This is a genomic window from Haloarcula montana, assembly GCF_035666295.1.
In the GTDB taxonomy this organism is placed as follows: Archaea; Halobacteriota; Halobacteria; order Halobacteriales; family Haloarculaceae; genus Haloarcula; species Haloarcula montana.
In genome coordinates this window covers 774387-789152 of record NZ_CP142027.1, presented here as the reverse complement: position 1 = coordinate 789152, position 14766 = coordinate 774387, and the positions used below count along the sequence as shown (strand labels likewise).

The following is a 14766-nucleotide window of genomic DNA, read 5'->3' as shown; positions in this document are numbered from 1 at the left end:
CGGCCCTGCAAGGGCGGGTATGCTCCGGGTCATCGGGCTGTTGTTGCTCATCCCGCTGTTCGACGCCGTGCTACTGGTGGCACTCGCCACGGGAGTCCTCTTTCCCGTGTCACCGCTGGTTATCGTGGCGCTGGTCGTCCTGACCGCCCTCGTCGGCATGCTCCTGGTCCGCGCCGAAGGTCGGGCGACGCTCAGGAAGATCCAGCAGAAGCTCGCTCAGGGCGAAGTCCCGACCGACGAACTCGTCGACGGCGGCCTGCTCATCGCCGCCGGCGCGTTCTTCCTCACCCCCGGTCTGGTGACGGACTTCGTCGGCCTCCTGCTGGCGATTCCGTTCACCCGCTACCCGATCCGCGCCGCGACCAACCGCTGGATAGTCAGACCTTACATCGACGCCAAGACGGGCGGCTTCGCCAGCGGCCAGGTGTACATCGGCGGCTTCCCCGACGAGGGACAGGGCGGGATGGGAGCGGGGCAGGGACCGGACGGCGGTTCCCGGCCCAGCGGTGGCTCCGGGTCGGGTTTCGACCCCGACGAGGCCACCGACGTCGACTTCGAGGATTCGGACCGGTAGTGGCTGCCCTGGTGTGGTTTCACACCCGAACGCCGGTGAAACGTTACCCTTTTCACTACCCCTCGGGTACAGTCTGATGCGTTCAGCGGGCCAATAGCTCAATCAGGTTGAGCGCTCGGCTGATAACCGGGAGGTTCGCGGTTCAAATCCGCGTTGGCCCACTCGTTTTCCTTCCGTTTCCTAGCCGAGAGAGGAGCCGTCTGTAGTGGCTCCGTACTGCACCGAACCGCTGTCAGTGTCCGGACACTGACTCTCGGAGTGCCCACGTGTCCGTCTCCGGATCGAGCTTCGAGGGTTCCGAACCCCGTTCGGTCAGAACGCCCGCGTGGTACAGCATCGCTTTGAGTTGGAACACTGTCGGCGAGTGATAGACGCCGCCGTCGGTCAGCGCGGGCCGACGGAGCCCGCCGTCGTCGGTCAGTACGCGGCTCCGAACGTCGCCACGCAGGAACAACTCGACAGTGAACGTTGGGTGGGTGGCGTGGAGATATTCGACGAACTCGACGAGCGACGGCGAGGGGAAGCCGTCGTCGTGGAGACACTGGAGTTCCTCGACGAGTAACTGTGTCGCCGGATACGCGTAGACGACACGGCGGGTGAGCTGGCCCCACCGCGGGGCGACATCGACGAACCGTTTCCGGGAGCGTTTCCACGCTTCGAAGGCAGCCAGGGCGTCGTCGATTGATCCGTACTCCCGGAGGCCGAATCGGACGACCTCGCGGCCGAGGGGTGTCAGCCCGTTTTCGGGGCCGCGGTCGAGCAGTCCCAAAAAGACAGCCCCTCGGCGGGCGTCGGCAACGGCACCGACGACGCGCTCGGCGACGATGTCGTCGGTCGCTCCATCGTGGGCAACCGCCAGCGGGACCGCGAGGTAGTTCTTCGGGTGGTTCAGTCCGAAACTCCGGTCGGTGACCCCCTGTGCGCTGGCCTGGAAGCGGATCGCGGTCGCCTCGTCGGGCGAACGGGTGCCGACGACACGGGGCCGTTCGAGGACCGTCACGGTATCGCTACCGACGCCGAGGACGCCGACGTTGACCTGTCGAGCCAGCGTCCGGGTCGACTGGGTGATCGCTCCGGTCGGCGCGGCGAGGAAGGCGACGTTCGCTTCGCCGAGCCGGTCGTGTGCCTGGACGACGCCACGTTCGATGTCGGTGGTCCCGTGGCTGGTCACGCCTTTGGCCTCGACGGCGATCAGCGGCGGCTGCTCGCCCAGTCGGTCGACCGCGAGGACCTCGTCGTCGATCCGGCCGACGCCGACCAGATCGGGGTAGCCCGAGCCGACACGAACGTGGTTGAACGGGGCCAGCCTCGCCCGTGTCCGTTCGGGGATCGGCGTCTCCGCGAGCCACTGTTCCTGTGCGAACTGCGTGTCGGCGACGACGTATTGGTCCGGGGCGTTCTCGGGGAAGAGTCGCTGTTTTGCCCGGGCGAGGACCTGGGGCTCGGTCTGGACGGTGGCGGCCATGGCCGTGCTTCAGTCAGCGGGACAAAGAGCGTTCGGGGCCACCGCCGTCTGTCGTTCGGTTCCGGTGAGTTCGTATCGGCCGGGAGCTGATCGGTCCTCCCGGTAGCTCTCGGTAGTCCTACAGTCCGCTCATAGCAGCGGTCATGACACAGACACCAGACATGCCCCCTGTGGGCGCCGGATGCCATCGGTACCGGGTCCCAGCAGCCATCGTCCCGGCGCCCACGTGGCCGACATTCGTCCGGCTGGTCTACATCCGCTAGAGCCTCGACTCACTGGTGGAGGCGTCCCAGCGACACAGTCGGGGTTGACGGTACCGAGAGGGTGACAGACAACGACTCAAAGACCCGTTTTCGCTCCCCGATCTGATCCGTCCAGAGGATAGCGCTCTCAGAGACGCGTATCATTGGCAGTCGGGTCGCCAGCAGCTAGCGGTTCATGCGTCGCCGTCCGATTGATGAGGTTCACCGACAGCCCGGCGTGGAAGCACGTTGTGGAGTGCTGTCTCAACGTCACTAGCCGATTCGAACCTCTCGTTGGTGGTCTCTGAAATCAGTTTGCCAAGATCTGCTTTGCCGTCGGCTAACACTAACGTGATATCTGAGAACTCGTCTGCCGCAGCAGATTGTGCGAGGGGATAGTTGCTGTCGTCGAGTACTGTCGAAATGTCACGGAGTTCTATTTCGCGTCCCATGGGAGAGTTTGGGTGCCCGCCCACCTGAAGTGGCGACATTTTCACGTTGCGATGGGGTTACAAGCAACTGAGTAACTCACGACCAACCAGACGGAACGTGCTGCATACGCACACCTACTGAGCAGGGAATCCGTCCTCGACAGTCCTGAAATCGACCACCCCGTACACTGTTTTCTGACACCCAGGGTCGTGTGACCGGGGACAGCGGCGCAACTAGAACCATCGGGTTATTTGTCGATCGGATTTCGATTCTCAGGTGACATGACAGTCCTGTCGACGAACGACGAAGGGAAGTTCCTGATGGACAACGAGGGCGAGCAGATCGGGATCGTCACCGAGGTCGATCCGGACGAGCAGATCGCCTACGTCGAGCCTGAACCCGGCGTCACCGAGGCCATCGTCCAGGGGCTCGGGTTCGGTGACGCCGACGCCGACGATATCGAGGTTCCCGCCGAGAGTGTCGCGACGGTCACCGACAGCGAGATTCGCGTCGCCCGCGACCTGTAGGAGCGCGCTCGATCAGAGGACCGCGGCTGACCTCGTCTTCTCCGCCGACCGTCGACCGCGAACCGTTAAACCATCCCCGGTCCGAGTGGTGGGGTATGAGCGAGGAGGCACACGCGTTCGTTCCGGGACACGTGACGGGGTTTTTCACCGTCGACCGGGACGACGATCCGACGAAAGCGGGCTCTCGCGGGGGCGGGCTGGCGCTCTCGGACGGGGTTCGAGTGACCGTCGAGCGAGCCGAGGAGACGACGGTCACACTCGACGGCACCGTCATCGAGATGGATGCGGTCGATCGGGTTCTGGATGCATTGCGGGCGAAGGCACGGGTTAGTGCCGAGACGGACCTTCCGCTGGGCGCGGGCTTTGGCGTCTCCGGCGGGATGGCACTGGGGACGGCACTGGCGGCCAACGCAGCCTTCGACCGGGGGCTGTCGTACAACGAACTGGTCACGATCGCACACGGGGCAGAGGTCCAGGCGGGAACTGGGCTCGGTGACGTCGTCGCGCAGGCCCGCGGCGGCATCCCGTTACGGCTCGAACCAGGCGGGCCACAGTACAACTACGTCGACGCGGTTCCGGCGCGGACCCGGGTCGAGTACCACTCCCTGGGTGAGCTCTCGACGGCCGAGATCATCGACGGCGAGACGGAGGCGCTGACCGCCGCCGGCGAACGGGCGATCTCGCAGGTCGTCCGCGAGCCCACGCTGTCGACGTTCATGCAGGCCTCGCGGCAGTTCGCCCGGGAAGCCGATCTCCTGACGCCCGAGCTTACACGGGTCATCGGGGAGGTGGCCGACGCCGGCGGCGACCCCTCGATGGCGATGCTCGGCGAGACGGTGTTCACGCTTGGAACCGGACTGACAGACGCCGGCTACGACGCTGCGGTCTGTGAGGTGTATCCGCCGGGTGGGACAGTCGAGGACGGCGGCTGACCGACGGATTTTCTACCCTCGGGGGGCCAACGGAAGGTATGACTGAAGAGGTCTCCGTACCGGAGAGTCACCCGCGATACGAGTCGCTGCTGACGCGCCACCGCATCGAGGCGGGCGTCGAGCGCGGTATCACCTCCAAACAGGGACTCATCGCGGAGGGACGGGGGGAAGCGTTCGACTATCTGCTCGGTGAGGAAACCACCGACAGTGCCGACCGTGCGGCGCGTGCGGCCGCCGCCTACCTCCTGTCCGCCGAGCACGCAGTCGTCTCCGTCAACGGGAACGCCGCTGCCCTGGTCCCCGAAGAACTGGTCGAGTTGGCCGACGTGACCGGCGCCGAACTGGAAGTGAACCTGTTCAATCGGAGCCGGGAGCGGATCGAAGCGATCGCCGACTACCTCCGCGAGCACGGCGCCGAGGGGGTCAAGGGACTCGACGCGGACGCCCGCATCCCCGGCCTCGATCACGAGCGCGCGAAGGTCGATTCCGACGGGATCTACGACGCCGACGTGGTGCTCGTCCCGCTGGAGGACGGCGACCGAGCCGAGGCTTTGGGTGAGATGGGGAAGACGGAACTCGTCGTCGATCTGAACCCGCTGAGCCGCTCGCCACAGGTCGCGACGGTCCCGATCGTCGACAACATCATCCGGGCGATCCCCACTATCACCGACCACGCCCGCGAGTTGGCCGGCGATCCCGCCGCTCAGCAGGCGGCCATCGAGACGTTCGACGCCGACGCGGCGCTTGCCGACGCGAAGCGGCGCATCCGGGAGGTGGAGGCATGAGCCTCCCGCCCTCGATCGATATCGACCGAGGCGTCCCCGACGAGGCGTCGGTCCGGGAGACGCTGGCCGACCGGACGCTGACGAAACTGGGCGACGACGAACGACTCGAACGCCTCCACCGGGTGTTCTATCCGGCGTTCCGCGTCGAGTACACCTACGAGACCGGCGAAGGGAAACTGTTCGGGACAGAGCGCCGGCACGCGAGCGCGCTGCTGGACGGGCTCTGGGCCGACAACGACCGTGCGCTCTCACAGTACGCCGACAGCGCGGAGAACGTGACCGGACTGGCGACTGACGGCTTCGATTTCGGCACCGATACGCCGTCGCTGGGTCGATCGGTCCTGTTGCAGTTCCAGGGGACCACCGACGACGCGGCGTCGATCCTCCCCAGTCGGCTCACCGAGTACCGGGAACAGAACGCCGGAACGGCCAACGTCTTCCTGCGGAAACTCCGGGAGGCCTACGGGCTCCCGGGAGATTTCGACCCCGACGGGTTCGAGGGCGTCCAGTCGGTCAAACGAGTGTATCTCCCCTTCTGGCTGGCGGAGTTTCACGCTCCCCATACCGAGGATGTCGTGATGGTCTCGTTCCGCGATCCCGGTGTCGATACCGACGAACTCCGCCGGCACGCCTGGCTGGCCGAGTACGTCAGCGCGGACCCGCGTCGGCTGGCGACCTACGGCTACGAGGTCGACCCCGACCGGCTCGAACGTGACATCCGCGAGCGCGTCGAACAGGCCGAGGAGGAGCAGCGTCAGGGTGGGCGAGGCCGGAACAACCGTCCCGAGAACGAGCCCGACGGCGCTCCGACGATCAACCGCGAGAGCCCGTCCGACGACGACACCGTGGTCCAGCCCGACGGCGTCGAGATGGACGCCGACTCGCTGGTCGATCCCGATCCGGAACGGAGCTTCGCCGATGTCGGCGGGATGAGCGAACTCCTGGAGACGCTGAACCACAAAGTCGCCCGCCCGCTCCAGAACCCCGAGGCGTTCGAGGAGTACGGCATCGGCGTCGTCAACGGCGTCCTGTTACACGGGCCGCCGGGCTGTGGGAAGACCCACGTTGCAGGTGCGCTCGCCGGCGAGATCGACCACAGCTTCGTCGAGGTCACCCCCGCGGACGTGACGAGCAAGTACATGGGCGAACCCGCGAAGAAGATCGAGGAACTGTTCGAGATCGCGCGGGCCAACGCGCCGTGTGTCCTCTTTATCGACGAGATCGACGGGATCGCCAGTTCCCGGAGCGGCGAGGGCAACATGAACGCCAGCGAGCAACAGCTTGTCAACCAACTGCTGACCGAACTGGAGGGGATCGCCGAGGAGGACGTGGTCGTGGTGGCCGCGACGAACCTCGTCGAGGATGTCGACGACGCGATCCGCCGGTCGGGTCGGTTCGACGAGCGGGTCGAAGTGCCGCCGCCCGACGCCGACGCACGGCGGCAGATCCTGGCGATCCACCTGGCCGGCCGGCCCACCGCCGACGATCTCTCGCTGGACACCGTCGTCGAGGAGACGGCCGGGTTCGCGGCCAGCGACCTCGAACTCATCGCCGAGAACGCGGCCCGCGAGGCGTTACGCGAGGACGCCCCGATCCGTACCGACCACCTCATGACCGTCGTCGAGGAGTCCGAGACCAGTATCGAAGACTGGGTCGATCCCGAAGACGTCGCCGTCAACGGTGTCGTCCAGCCCGATGGTGTCGACCTGCAGGCCTCCACGCTGGTCGAGACCGAGCCCGGCCGGGATTTCGCGGATGTCGGTGGGATGGACGACCTGAAACAGCGACTGGACGAGACCGTCATCGACCCGCTCCAGAACGCCGAGGCCTACGCCGAGTACGGCATCGACGTGCTCTCCGGGCTGCTCCTCTACGGGCCACCGGGCTGTGGAAAGACCCACCTGGCGGGGGCGCTCGCGGGAGAACTCGATCATAGTTTCGTCGAGATCACGCCCGCGGACATCGCCAGCAAGTGGATGGGAGAACCGGCACAGAACGTCGCCGAGGTGTTCGAGATCGCGCGGGCCAACGCGCCGTGTGTCCTCTTTATCGACGAGATCGACGGCATCGCCGGCTCGCGACACGGCTCGATGAACACCAGCGAGCAACAGCTTGTCAACCAACTGTTGACCGAACTGGAGGGCGCTTCCGAGGACGACATCGTCGTGGTGGCCGCGACGAACTTCGTCGAGGACATCGACGGTGCGCTTCGTCGATCGGGCCGGTTCGACGAGCGGGTCGAAGTGCCACCGCCCGACGCCGAGGCCCGCCAACAGATCCTGGAGATCCACCTCCAAGACCGGCCGATCACCGAGGGGATCGACTGGGCGCCGATCGTCGAACACACCGAGAGCTACGCCGCCAGCGACCTCGAACTGCTCGCGGAGGACGCGGCCCGGGAGGCGCTCCGTGACGGTTCGGACCTCGCCCAGGAACACTTAGAGACCGCGGTCTGGGAGACCCACTCCAGCATCGAGAACTGGGAGGGCCGGGACCGGTACGCTCAGGCCGACGGGACGACGGCGCTGGACTGACCGGCGGGACCTTCTTGCGACTCGGGCACTTACGACCGGCGAATGCCCGTCTATCCTTCGGTCCGCGATCACGGCGTCGAGCTGTGCGAGCGGGCCGGCTACGAGATCGAGCCGACCGACGACCGACGGCGGCCGCCCGTGCTCGCGGCACCCACGCGGGACGCTGTCGGGCTCGTCGACCCCGAGGACCCGCGGCCGGTCGCCGTCGAACCGCTTACAGAGGCCGATGTCGGTCCGGCCGGACTGGTCCCGCGCTTTGCCGACGCAGTCCGGGAGGGCCGTGACTGCCTGTTCGTGGTTCCGTCGACGGAATCGACCGGGACGACGCTCACACAGGTTGTCGCGACGGTGCTCGGCGAACCGGCCTGTGTCGCCGACGACGGTCCGGACGGCCGACACTTCTACAAGGGACCGGATAGAGTCCCGCTCTCGGACGGGAGCTACGCCTGTGCCCGAGCGGCGACGGCCGACCTCCAGTGGCGGGAGGTGCCGGTCGGTGACGAGCGGCCGCGACTGGAGCTGGGCGTCGGTACCGAAGTCGTCGCCGTCTTCGAGAGTATCGACGACCTGGCGGCCCCACAGCGTCACGCCTTTCAACATGCCTACCGGCGGGCCGACGACGGCCGCTTCGAGGTCACTGCACAGGGTGAGGTGGTCGAGCGGTTTTCCGGCCCGACCGCGATGCGACATGAGGGGTACGCACCGGTTCCGATGCCGCTCGTCCCGGAACACCTGTTCCCCGAGGCGGCCGACCTGGAACGGTGGGCGGTCTGTCAGCCCGACGGCGGACAGCAGGTCTTGACCGCTGCCGGACTGCACGCCTGGTCGTAGCCACTCCCCGCGGCTCGGTTCGTCGATCCCGGAGCGGCGGCTCTTCACACCACAACGCCTTTCTACCACAGCAGAATATTACCAAGTGGTATGCAGAACTTCGATCAGTTCAGCGACGTTGGCGAGGCGGAAGTGACACGCGCGATCGGCCAGGAGTGGACCGAGGAGTTCATGGATTTCTCGGACTCGGACGTCATCATCGTCGGTGGCGGTCCCTCCGGGTTGATGGCCGCGAAAGAACTCTCCGAACGGGGCGTCCAGACGATGGTCGTCGAGAAGAACAACTACCTCGGCGGGGGGTTCTGGCTCGGCGGCTTCCTCATGAACAAGGTCACGGTGCGTGACCCGGCCCAGCAGGTGTTGGAGGAACTCGATGTCGACTTCAAGCAGTCCCAGGACAGTGAGGGACTGTACATCGCTAACGGGCCGGAGGCCTGTTCGGGCCTGATCAAGGCCGCCTGCGACGCCGGCGCGAAGATGCAGAACATGACCGAATTCACGGACATCGTGATCCGCGAGGATCACCGCGTCGGCGGTATCGTCATGAACTGGACGCCGGTCCACGCGCTCCCCCGCGAGATCACCTGCGTCGACCCCATCGCCGTCGAGGCCGATCTGGTCATCGACGCGACGGGCCACGACGCGATGGCCGTCAAGAAACTCGACGAACGGGGCGTCCTGAACGCGCCGGGTATCGAGGAGGGCGACGCCGGTATGGACGCCACCGACGACGACACCTACGGCGCCCCCGGCCACGACTCGCCCGGCCACGACTCCATGTGGGTCGGCGAGAGCGAGGACGCCGTCGTCGAACACACCGGCCTGGCCCACGACGGGCTCGTCGTCACCGGCATGGCGACCGCGACGACTTACGGCCTCCCGCGGATGGGACCGACATTCGGCGCCATGCTCGTCTCCGGGAAGCGGGCCGCCCAGGTCGCGCTGGACGAACTGGAGGTCGACGCTGCCGAGGTCGATCTGACGAGTCGCGCGACGCCCGCTGACGACTAGACCCCACTTTTTACTGCACGGGGTTCGCTCCGCGAACCCCGTTTGCAAAAACTTGGGGAAAAACCGCTCGACCTCACGCCTCCGGCGTTCGGTCGAGTGAAACGCGGCGCTCCGCGCTGCGTATGCTGGCGACTACTACGACCGCACGGCCCCGCTCGGTAACCGACCCGCCCCGCAACCACCCCGCGACTGCCACGGTCCTCCCCAACCGACTCGCTCGCTCGGGCTCCCTGTGGTCGCCGCTCGCTGCGCTCGTCCCTCGCGTGGCGCTGGGTCGCGACGGGACGTGACCCGGCACGCGCCGACGGTTCGGCTGTGGTGGCAGGACTGCCGAGAGTCGGCTACTCGAAGGTCTGGAACTCGACGGTTCGGCCCTCCGGGTCCGTGGCGAAACACTGGTAGATGTCGTAGGTGTCGTTGAACGCCGGGGGGTCGCCCGGATCGTCCAGTGACTCGTAGGCCGCGTCGACGCCCGCGCGGTCCTCGAAGACGAACGTCACGATGCCCTCGGTGTCGGCGTGGTCTCTGGCACAGAAGCCAAAACGGAAGCCGCCTGCTCGGAGGATCGTACAGTCGGGTTGTTCGCGCCACACGTCGGCGCCCAGGTCACGGTAAAACTGGACCACCTCATCGTGGCGCTCGGTAGCGAAAAAGACGATGCCGTCCATGGCGGTGGTGTGACCGGCAGGCTCAAATACGCACCGCCCGCTCACCGTCCGTCGAAGCCGGCGGTCCCGGAGACGACCAGCGTCTCCGTCGCGCCGGGTTGGAACTCGTAGGGGACTGCGTGTCGCTCGACGGTCAGCCCACGCTCGCGGAGTCGTTCGACCGTCGGGGCAAGCAGCGCCGACTCCTCGTGGTCCAGCGCGTGCAGCGGGAACACGCGGAGTTCCTCGCGAGCGACCCGGGCGAGTTCGAGCATGGCGTCGACGTGAAACGCGGCGTCAAGACGGTCGTCGTACAGAAAGAGGAGGTTCCCCGAGAGCACGAGATCGACGCTGTCGGTGGGCAGCGGCAGCGACGGGAGGGCCGCCTGCAGATATCGACCGGGGTGGGTGGCGTAGTCGGCGAGGAACCGCTCGGCGGCCGCTCGCAGGTACCGGCCGCGGGTCTCCGGGTCGCCGTACTCGTCCCAGACGAACCGGCTCGGGTCCCGCTGTAACTGCGAGACGGTCCGGTCGACGGCGGCACGACAGCGCGCCGAGAGGCGTTCGACCGACGGGCCGTAGGCGGGGTCGACGGCAAGCGTCCGTCGGGTGAGTCGTGCCGCCACCGCGGTGAACGATCCCGGGCCGCCGGGACAGTCGAGGATGACGCGGTCGGCCAGGTCGCCCCGCTCGATCCCGAACATCCGACCGTACTCGGCGAAGGTCCGCCCGATGAACCGGTAGTCCTCGTCGACTTCGAACTCCCGAGACACGATGGGTGTTTCTATACACTAGTGTATATAACTGGGTATTACTTCCGCCGGCCTCGTCGTATTCTCCACCGACCTCGACGGTGGAACAACGGCCGAGAGGTTGTCTAAACACGTATTTCAATGGGTGTGCGTGGGAGACACAGAGACGGTACTCGGGGCGTGAACTGCCACTCCTCGAAGCGATACCACAGGAGTTAAATGACTTTCGACCGAAGCCAGGCTTACCGATTGCCTCCGGGTTTCTTTAGGCCTGTCCCTGCCCGGTGAGCACCCGCCTTCGCATCCAATGAGCGAACACACACGCACACGACGACAGACGGACGAACAGACCGAGGAGTCTGCCTCGACAGAGACGGCTTGCCCGGAGTGTAGCGGCACGCTCGTCATGGACGACGAACACGGCGAGACGGTCTGCCAGGACTGTGGCCTGGTCGTCGAGACCGACGAGATCGACCGTGGCCCCGAGTGGCGTGCCTTCGACGCCAGCGAGAAAGACGAGAAGTCCCGGGTCGGCGCTCCGACGACGAACATGATGCACGACAAGGGACTCTCGACGAACATCGACTGGCGCGACAAGGACGCCTACGGCAACTCCCTGTCGGGCAAACAGCGCCAGAAGATGCAGCGGCTCCGTAAGTGGAACGAGCGGTTCCGGACCCGCGACTCCAAGGAACGGAATCTCAAACAGGCGCTGGGGGAGATCGACCGGATGGCCTCCGCACTTGGCCTGCCCGAGAACGTCCGCGAGACTGCCAGTGTGATCTACCGGCGTGCGCTGGACGAGAACCTCCTGCCCGGTCGTTCCATCGAGGGCGTCTCGACGTCTTCGGTGTACGCTGCGGCCCGCCAGGCAGGCGTCCCGCGGTCGCTGGACGAGATCACGGAAGTCTCCCGCGTCGAGAAAAGCGAGATCGCCCGCACTTACCGCTACGTCGTCCGGGAACTCGGGCTCGAAGTCGCGCCGGCTGACCCCGAGAGCTACGTTCCCCGGTTTGCTTCCTCGCTGGAACTCTCCGACGAGGCCGAACACCGTGCCCGTCAGCTCCTCCAGAACGCCAAAGAGCAGGGCGTCCACTCCGGGAAATCACCTGTCGGTCTCGCGGCGGCGGCCGTCTACGCCGCTGCCCTGCTGACCAACGAAAAGACCACCCAGGCGGCCGTCAGCGAAGTCGCCGACATCTCCGAGGTTACGATCCGCAACCGATACCACGAACTGCTCGAAGCCGAGCAGGACCTTCCGGTCGCATAACCGGATCGCTGTGGCGGAAAATCACCGCTGATAACTGCGGAGGTACGTTTAATTCGCTGGCTCTCGGCCGATGAGCTATGGCCTCTGATATCGACAGCACCGGCACGGACAGTGTCGGTGATGTCACCGGCGAGAACATCGGAAACGCGATCGACGAACTGCTTCGCGTCTCCGAGAACGTCTCGTCCAGTTCCCAGGAGATCAGCGATCTCGCCGACCAGCAGTCCGAAAACATGCGTGAAGTCGCTGGCGAGGTATCGAACCTGTCGGCGACCGTCGAGGAAGTCGCTTCCAGTGCGAGCCAGGTCCGGCAGGTCAGCGACGACGCCCGCGAACTCGCTGCAGAGGGACGTGACGTCGCCGACGACGCCATCGGCGCGATGGAAGCCGTCGACGAAGCTAACACCGACGTCTCCCAGGACGTCGAACAACTCCAGGAGCGAATCGACGAGATCGACGAGATCGTCGACGTGATCAACGACATCGCCGACCAGACGAACATGCTCGCGCTGAACGCCTCGATCGAGGCCGCCCGTGCGGGTGAAGCCGGGGAGGGGTTCGCCGTCGTCGCCGACGAGGTCAAATCGCTGGCCGAAGAGTCCCAGCAGAACGCGACCGAGATCGAACAGCTCGTCGCCAACATCAAGTCAGACACGGAGGAGACCGTCGACAGTATCGAACACGCCAACGAACAGGTCGAGTCCGGCATCGAGCAGGTCAGTCGGACCGTCGAGATCCTCCGGGAGATCGACGAGTCCGTCGAGGAGGCTGCCCGCGGGGCCGAGGAGGTCGCCTCCGCGACGGACGAACAGGCCGCCTCGACCGAGGAGGTCGCCAGCATGGTCGACATGACCGCCGACAACGCCGAGGAAGTCGCCGAGCAGATCGAACAAATCGCCGCGGCGAACGAGCAACAGACCGCCAAGATCACCGAACTCAAGAACGCCGTCGACGACCGCTAACCACAAGACACGAGTCGCCCCACCTTCTCGGGCCGGTATGGAGACGACACACCGGGTCGTCACCGGTGACGCACGCGAGATCCCGCTGCCCGACGACAGCGTCGAACTCGTGGTCACGTCCCCGCCGTACCCGATGATCGAGATGTGGGACGACATCTTCGGGGAGCTGGACCCGGCTATCGCCGACACGCTGTCGGCCGGCGACGGCGACCGAGCCTTCGAGTTGATGCACGATGTCCTCGATAAGGTCTGGGCCGAAGTCGCCCGCGTCCTCGCTCCCGGGGGAATCGCCTGTCTCAACGTCGGCGACGCGACCCGCTCGCTGGACGACGGCTTTCGATCGTATCCAAACGGTGCCGAGGTGACCGCCCGCGTCACCGATCACGGGCTGCGGGCGTTGCCGGATATCCTCTGGCGGAAACCGACGAACAGCGGCGCGAAGTTCATGGGGTCGGGAATGGTCCCACCGAACGCCTACCCGACGCTCGAACACGAGCAGATCCTCGTGTTCCGCAACGGCGAGCGCCGCCGCCTCGAACCGGGGTCGACCCGTCGCTACGAGAGCGCGTACTTCTGGGAGGAGCGCAACGAGTGGTTCTCGGACCTCTGGGAGCTTCGCGGTGAGGCACAGGACCTCCAGGAGGGGCTGCGGGATCGATCCGGCGCGTTCCCGTTGGTGGTCCCGTACCGACTGATCTCGATGTTTTCCGTCTACGGCGACACCGTGCTCGACCCGTTCCTGGGGACCGGGACGACGACGCTGGCGGCGATGGTCACTGCCCGTGACTCGGTCGGTATCGACCGTGATCCCGACCTGCTTTCGGCGCTCGACGATCGGGTCGAGACAGCGCCGGCTCGCTCCCGCGAGATCGGCCGCGAGCGGCTGGACGACCACCGCGAGTGGGTCCACCGACAGCGTGACGACGGTGACGAGCCCGGTTACACCGCCGAGTTCTACGACTTCCCGGTCAACACGAAACAGGAGCGTCAGATACGGTTCTACGCCGCCGATACCGTCGAGGGAACCGACGACGGATACCGTGTTACACACGTCCCGGTGGAGTGAGAGTCCGACGCTTTTTGACAGACTCGGCCGAACCACGGGTATGAACTTCGAGTCGTTCACGTTGCTTGCTGCGACCGACGACCTGACTGTCGAGCCCGACGCCCGCGAACACGCCGACGGCGTCGAACTCCGAATGGACTTCGCGGACGAGCCACTTGCACAGCTCGATGCCTACGAAGGTACTCTTCCGGTTCTCGTGACGAACCGTGTCGAGTGGGAAGGCGGTGAGGCACCCGACACGGCCGGCAGGCTCGACACGCTCGAAGCGGCGCTCGAATACGAGGCTGTCTCGGCTGTCGATCTCGAACTGGCAGCGCTTGCCGGGGCGGGGGAGTACGACGCGGGACGGGTCGCGGACGCCGCCCGCGATTGCGGTGCATCGGTCGTCGTTTCCACCCACGACTTCGAGTCGACGCCGGCGCGGCAGGAGATCGCCGACCGGCTCCGACGGGCCTGTGAGTACGGCGACGTGGGGAAGCTGGCATCGACTGCCCACTCGCCCGACGACGTGCTGGCGATGCTGGGCGCGACCAGAGAACTCACGGCCGCCGGCGAGTCGGTGGCAACAATGTGTATGGGCGCGGCCGGCCGTCATTCCCGAGCCGTCGCGCCGCTGTATGGCTCACGGATCGGGTACGCACCGGTCGACCCCGCGGACGCGACCGCGCCCGGGCAGTACGACCTGGCGACGCTACGCTCGCTGATCTCTCAACTCCGGAGCGATCAGTGAACCCTC

Annotated in this window: 16 protein-coding genes and 1 tRNA gene; 13 read left to right on the top strand and 4 right to left on the bottom strand. The window is 66.2% G+C overall.

All coding sequences use genetic code 11. The annotated features are described in order from the left end of the window. Nucleotides 1-19: 19 nt before the first annotated feature. Together VJ109_RS04160 and VJ109_RS04155 are read left to right on the top strand one after the other, a co-directional pair. Nucleotides 20-574 (top strand): FxsA family protein, encoded by a 555-nt coding sequence (locus VJ109_RS04160; protein ID WP_324759246.1) that lies wholly within the window; start codon nucleotides 20-22, stop codon nucleotides 572-574. An 87-nt stretch (nucleotides 575-661) separates the two neighbouring features. Then, nucleotides 662-735, top strand: a tRNA-Ile gene (locus VJ109_RS04155). A gap of 71 nt (nucleotides 736-806) precedes the next feature. Here VJ109_RS04155 and VJ109_RS04150 read toward each other — a convergent pair. Together VJ109_RS04150 and VJ109_RS04145 are read right to left on the bottom strand one after the other, a co-directional pair. Then, entirely contained in the window at nucleotides 807-2039 is a 1233-nt protein-coding gene (locus tag VJ109_RS04150; RefSeq protein ID WP_324759245.1) for a hypothetical protein, read from the bottom strand. Nucleotides 2040-2475: 436 nt separating this feature from the next. Continuing rightward, nucleotides 2476-2733 carry a DUF5789 family protein gene (locus VJ109_RS04145; RefSeq protein WP_324759243.1) on the bottom strand — a complete coding sequence of 86 codons (258 nt, stop codon included), beginning with the start codon at nucleotides 2731-2733 and terminating at the stop codon, nucleotides 2476-2478. Nucleotides 2734-2994: 261 nt separating this feature from the next. On the opposite strand from VJ109_RS04145, the gene VJ109_RS04140 reads away from it, so the two are divergent. From VJ109_RS04140 to VJ109_RS04110, 7 genes are all read left to right on the top strand, one after another. Continuing rightward, nucleotides 2995-3240, top strand: a complete 246-nt coding sequence (locus VJ109_RS04140; protein ID WP_324759241.1) for a DUF8593 domain-containing protein — start codon at nucleotides 2995-2997, stop codon at nucleotides 3238-3240. A 95-nt stretch (nucleotides 3241-3335) separates the two neighbouring features. Beyond that, nucleotides 3336-4172, top strand: coding sequence for a pantoate kinase (locus VJ109_RS04135; RefSeq protein ID WP_324759240.1), 837 nt, complete (start codon nucleotides 3336-3338; stop codon nucleotides 4170-4172). Between the two features lie 38 nt (nucleotides 4173-4210). Next, nucleotides 4211-4957: a 4-phosphopantoate--beta-alanine ligase gene (locus VJ109_RS04130; RefSeq protein WP_324759238.1), complete on the top strand. Its 747-nt coding sequence runs from the start codon at nucleotides 4211-4213 to the stop codon at nucleotides 4955-4957. Beyond that, complete coding sequence (locus VJ109_RS04125; RefSeq protein WP_324759236.1) at nucleotides 4954-7491, top strand: ATP-binding protein; 2538 nt, start codon at nucleotides 4954-4956, stop codon at nucleotides 7489-7491. The genes VJ109_RS04130 and VJ109_RS04125 overlap by 4 nt, the downstream gene beginning before the upstream one ends. Before the next feature lie 42 nt (nucleotides 7492-7533). Then, nucleotides 7534-8322, top strand: coding sequence for a hypothetical protein (locus tag VJ109_RS04120; protein WP_324759234.1), 789 nt, complete (start codon nucleotides 7534-7536; stop codon nucleotides 8320-8322). 90 nt (nucleotides 8323-8412) lie between these two features. After that, the gene (locus VJ109_RS04115) at nucleotides 8413-9333 is read left to right on the top strand and encodes a sulfide-dependent adenosine diphosphate thiazole synthase (RefSeq protein WP_324759232.1); all 921 of its coding nucleotides are present in this window, start codon (nucleotides 8413-8415) and stop codon (nucleotides 9331-9333) included. 122 nt (nucleotides 9334-9455) lie between these two features. Then, the gene (locus VJ109_RS04110) at nucleotides 9456-9623 is read left to right on the top strand and encodes a hypothetical protein (protein WP_324759231.1); all 168 of its coding nucleotides are present in this window, start codon (nucleotides 9456-9458) and stop codon (nucleotides 9621-9623) included. A gap of 51 nt (nucleotides 9624-9674) precedes the next feature. On the opposite strand, the gene VJ109_RS04105 is transcribed toward VJ109_RS04110, so the two are convergent. Beyond that, a complete protein-coding gene (locus VJ109_RS04105) occupies nucleotides 9675-10001 on the bottom strand; it encodes a VOC family protein (RefSeq protein WP_324759230.1) in 327 nt (108 codons plus the stop codon). A 41-nt stretch (nucleotides 10002-10042) separates the two neighbouring features. Beyond that, nucleotides 10043-10753: a class I SAM-dependent methyltransferase gene (locus VJ109_RS04100; protein ID WP_324759228.1), complete on the bottom strand. Its 711-nt coding sequence runs from the start codon at nucleotides 10751-10753 to the stop codon at nucleotides 10043-10045. Between the two features lie 286 nt (nucleotides 10754-11039). On the opposite strand from VJ109_RS04100, the gene VJ109_RS04095 reads away from it, so the two are divergent. From VJ109_RS04095 to VJ109_RS04080, 4 genes are all read left to right on the top strand, one after another. Next, a complete protein-coding gene (locus VJ109_RS04095) occupies nucleotides 11040-12002 on the top strand; it encodes a transcription initiation factor IIB (RefSeq protein ID WP_276180123.1) in 963 nt (320 codons plus the stop codon). Between the two features lie 77 nt (nucleotides 12003-12079). Then, nucleotides 12080-12964 (top strand): methyl-accepting chemotaxis protein, encoded by an 885-nt coding sequence (locus VJ109_RS04090; protein WP_324759226.1) that lies wholly within the window; start codon nucleotides 12080-12082, stop codon nucleotides 12962-12964. Between the two features lie 37 nt (nucleotides 12965-13001). Beyond that, nucleotides 13002-14030 (top strand): DNA-methyltransferase, encoded by a 1029-nt coding sequence (locus tag VJ109_RS04085; protein ID WP_324759224.1) that lies wholly within the window; start codon nucleotides 13002-13004, stop codon nucleotides 14028-14030. Between the two features lie 40 nt (nucleotides 14031-14070). Then, on the top strand, nucleotides 14071-14760 hold the full coding sequence (locus VJ109_RS04080) for a type I 3-dehydroquinate dehydratase (protein ID WP_324759222.1): 690 nt from the start codon (nucleotides 14071-14073) through the stop codon (nucleotides 14758-14760). Nucleotides 14761-14766 lie beyond the last annotated feature (6 nt).

Coding starts and splice junctions, on each gene's coding strand:
- VJ109_RS04160 (WP_324759246.1), top strand. CDS start 20: ATGCTCCGGGTCATCGGGCTGTTGTTGCTCATCCCGCTGTTCGACGCC.
- VJ109_RS04150 (WP_324759245.1), bottom strand. CDS start 2,039: ATGGCCGCCACCGTCCAGACCGAGCCCCAGGTCCTCGCCCGGGCAAAA.
- VJ109_RS04145 (WP_324759243.1), bottom strand. CDS start 2,733: ATGGGACGCGAAATAGAACTCCGTGACATTTCGACAGTACTCGACGAC.
- VJ109_RS04140 (WP_324759241.1), top strand. CDS start 2,995: ATGACAGTCCTGTCGACGAACGACGAAGGGAAGTTCCTGATGGACAAC.
- VJ109_RS04135 (WP_324759240.1), top strand. CDS start 3,336: ATGAGCGAGGAGGCACACGCGTTCGTTCCGGGACACGTGACGGGGTTT.
- VJ109_RS04130 (WP_324759238.1), top strand. CDS start 4,211: ATGACTGAAGAGGTCTCCGTACCGGAGAGTCACCCGCGATACGAGTCG.
- VJ109_RS04125 (WP_324759236.1), top strand. CDS start 4,954: ATGAGCCTCCCGCCCTCGATCGATATCGACCGAGGCGTCCCCGACGAG.
- VJ109_RS04120 (WP_324759234.1), top strand. CDS start 7,534: ATGCCCGTCTATCCTTCGGTCCGCGATCACGGCGTCGAGCTGTGCGAG.
- VJ109_RS04115 (WP_324759232.1), top strand. CDS start 8,413: ATGCAGAACTTCGATCAGTTCAGCGACGTTGGCGAGGCGGAAGTGACA.
- VJ109_RS04110 (WP_324759231.1), top strand. CDS start 9,456: ATGCTGGCGACTACTACGACCGCACGGCCCCGCTCGGTAACCGACCCG.
- VJ109_RS04105 (WP_324759230.1), bottom strand. CDS start 10,001: ATGGACGGCATCGTCTTTTTCGCTACCGAGCGCCACGATGAGGTGGTC.
- VJ109_RS04095 (WP_276180123.1), top strand. CDS start 11,040: ATGAGCGAACACACACGCACACGACGACAGACGGACGAACAGACCGAG.
- VJ109_RS04090 (WP_324759226.1), top strand. CDS start 12,080: ATGGCCTCTGATATCGACAGCACCGGCACGGACAGTGTCGGTGATGTC.
- VJ109_RS04085 (WP_324759224.1), top strand. CDS start 13,002: ATGGAGACGACACACCGGGTCGTCACCGGTGACGCACGCGAGATCCCG.
- VJ109_RS04080 (WP_324759222.1), top strand. CDS start 14,071: ATGAACTTCGAGTCGTTCACGTTGCTTGCTGCGACCGACGACCTGACT.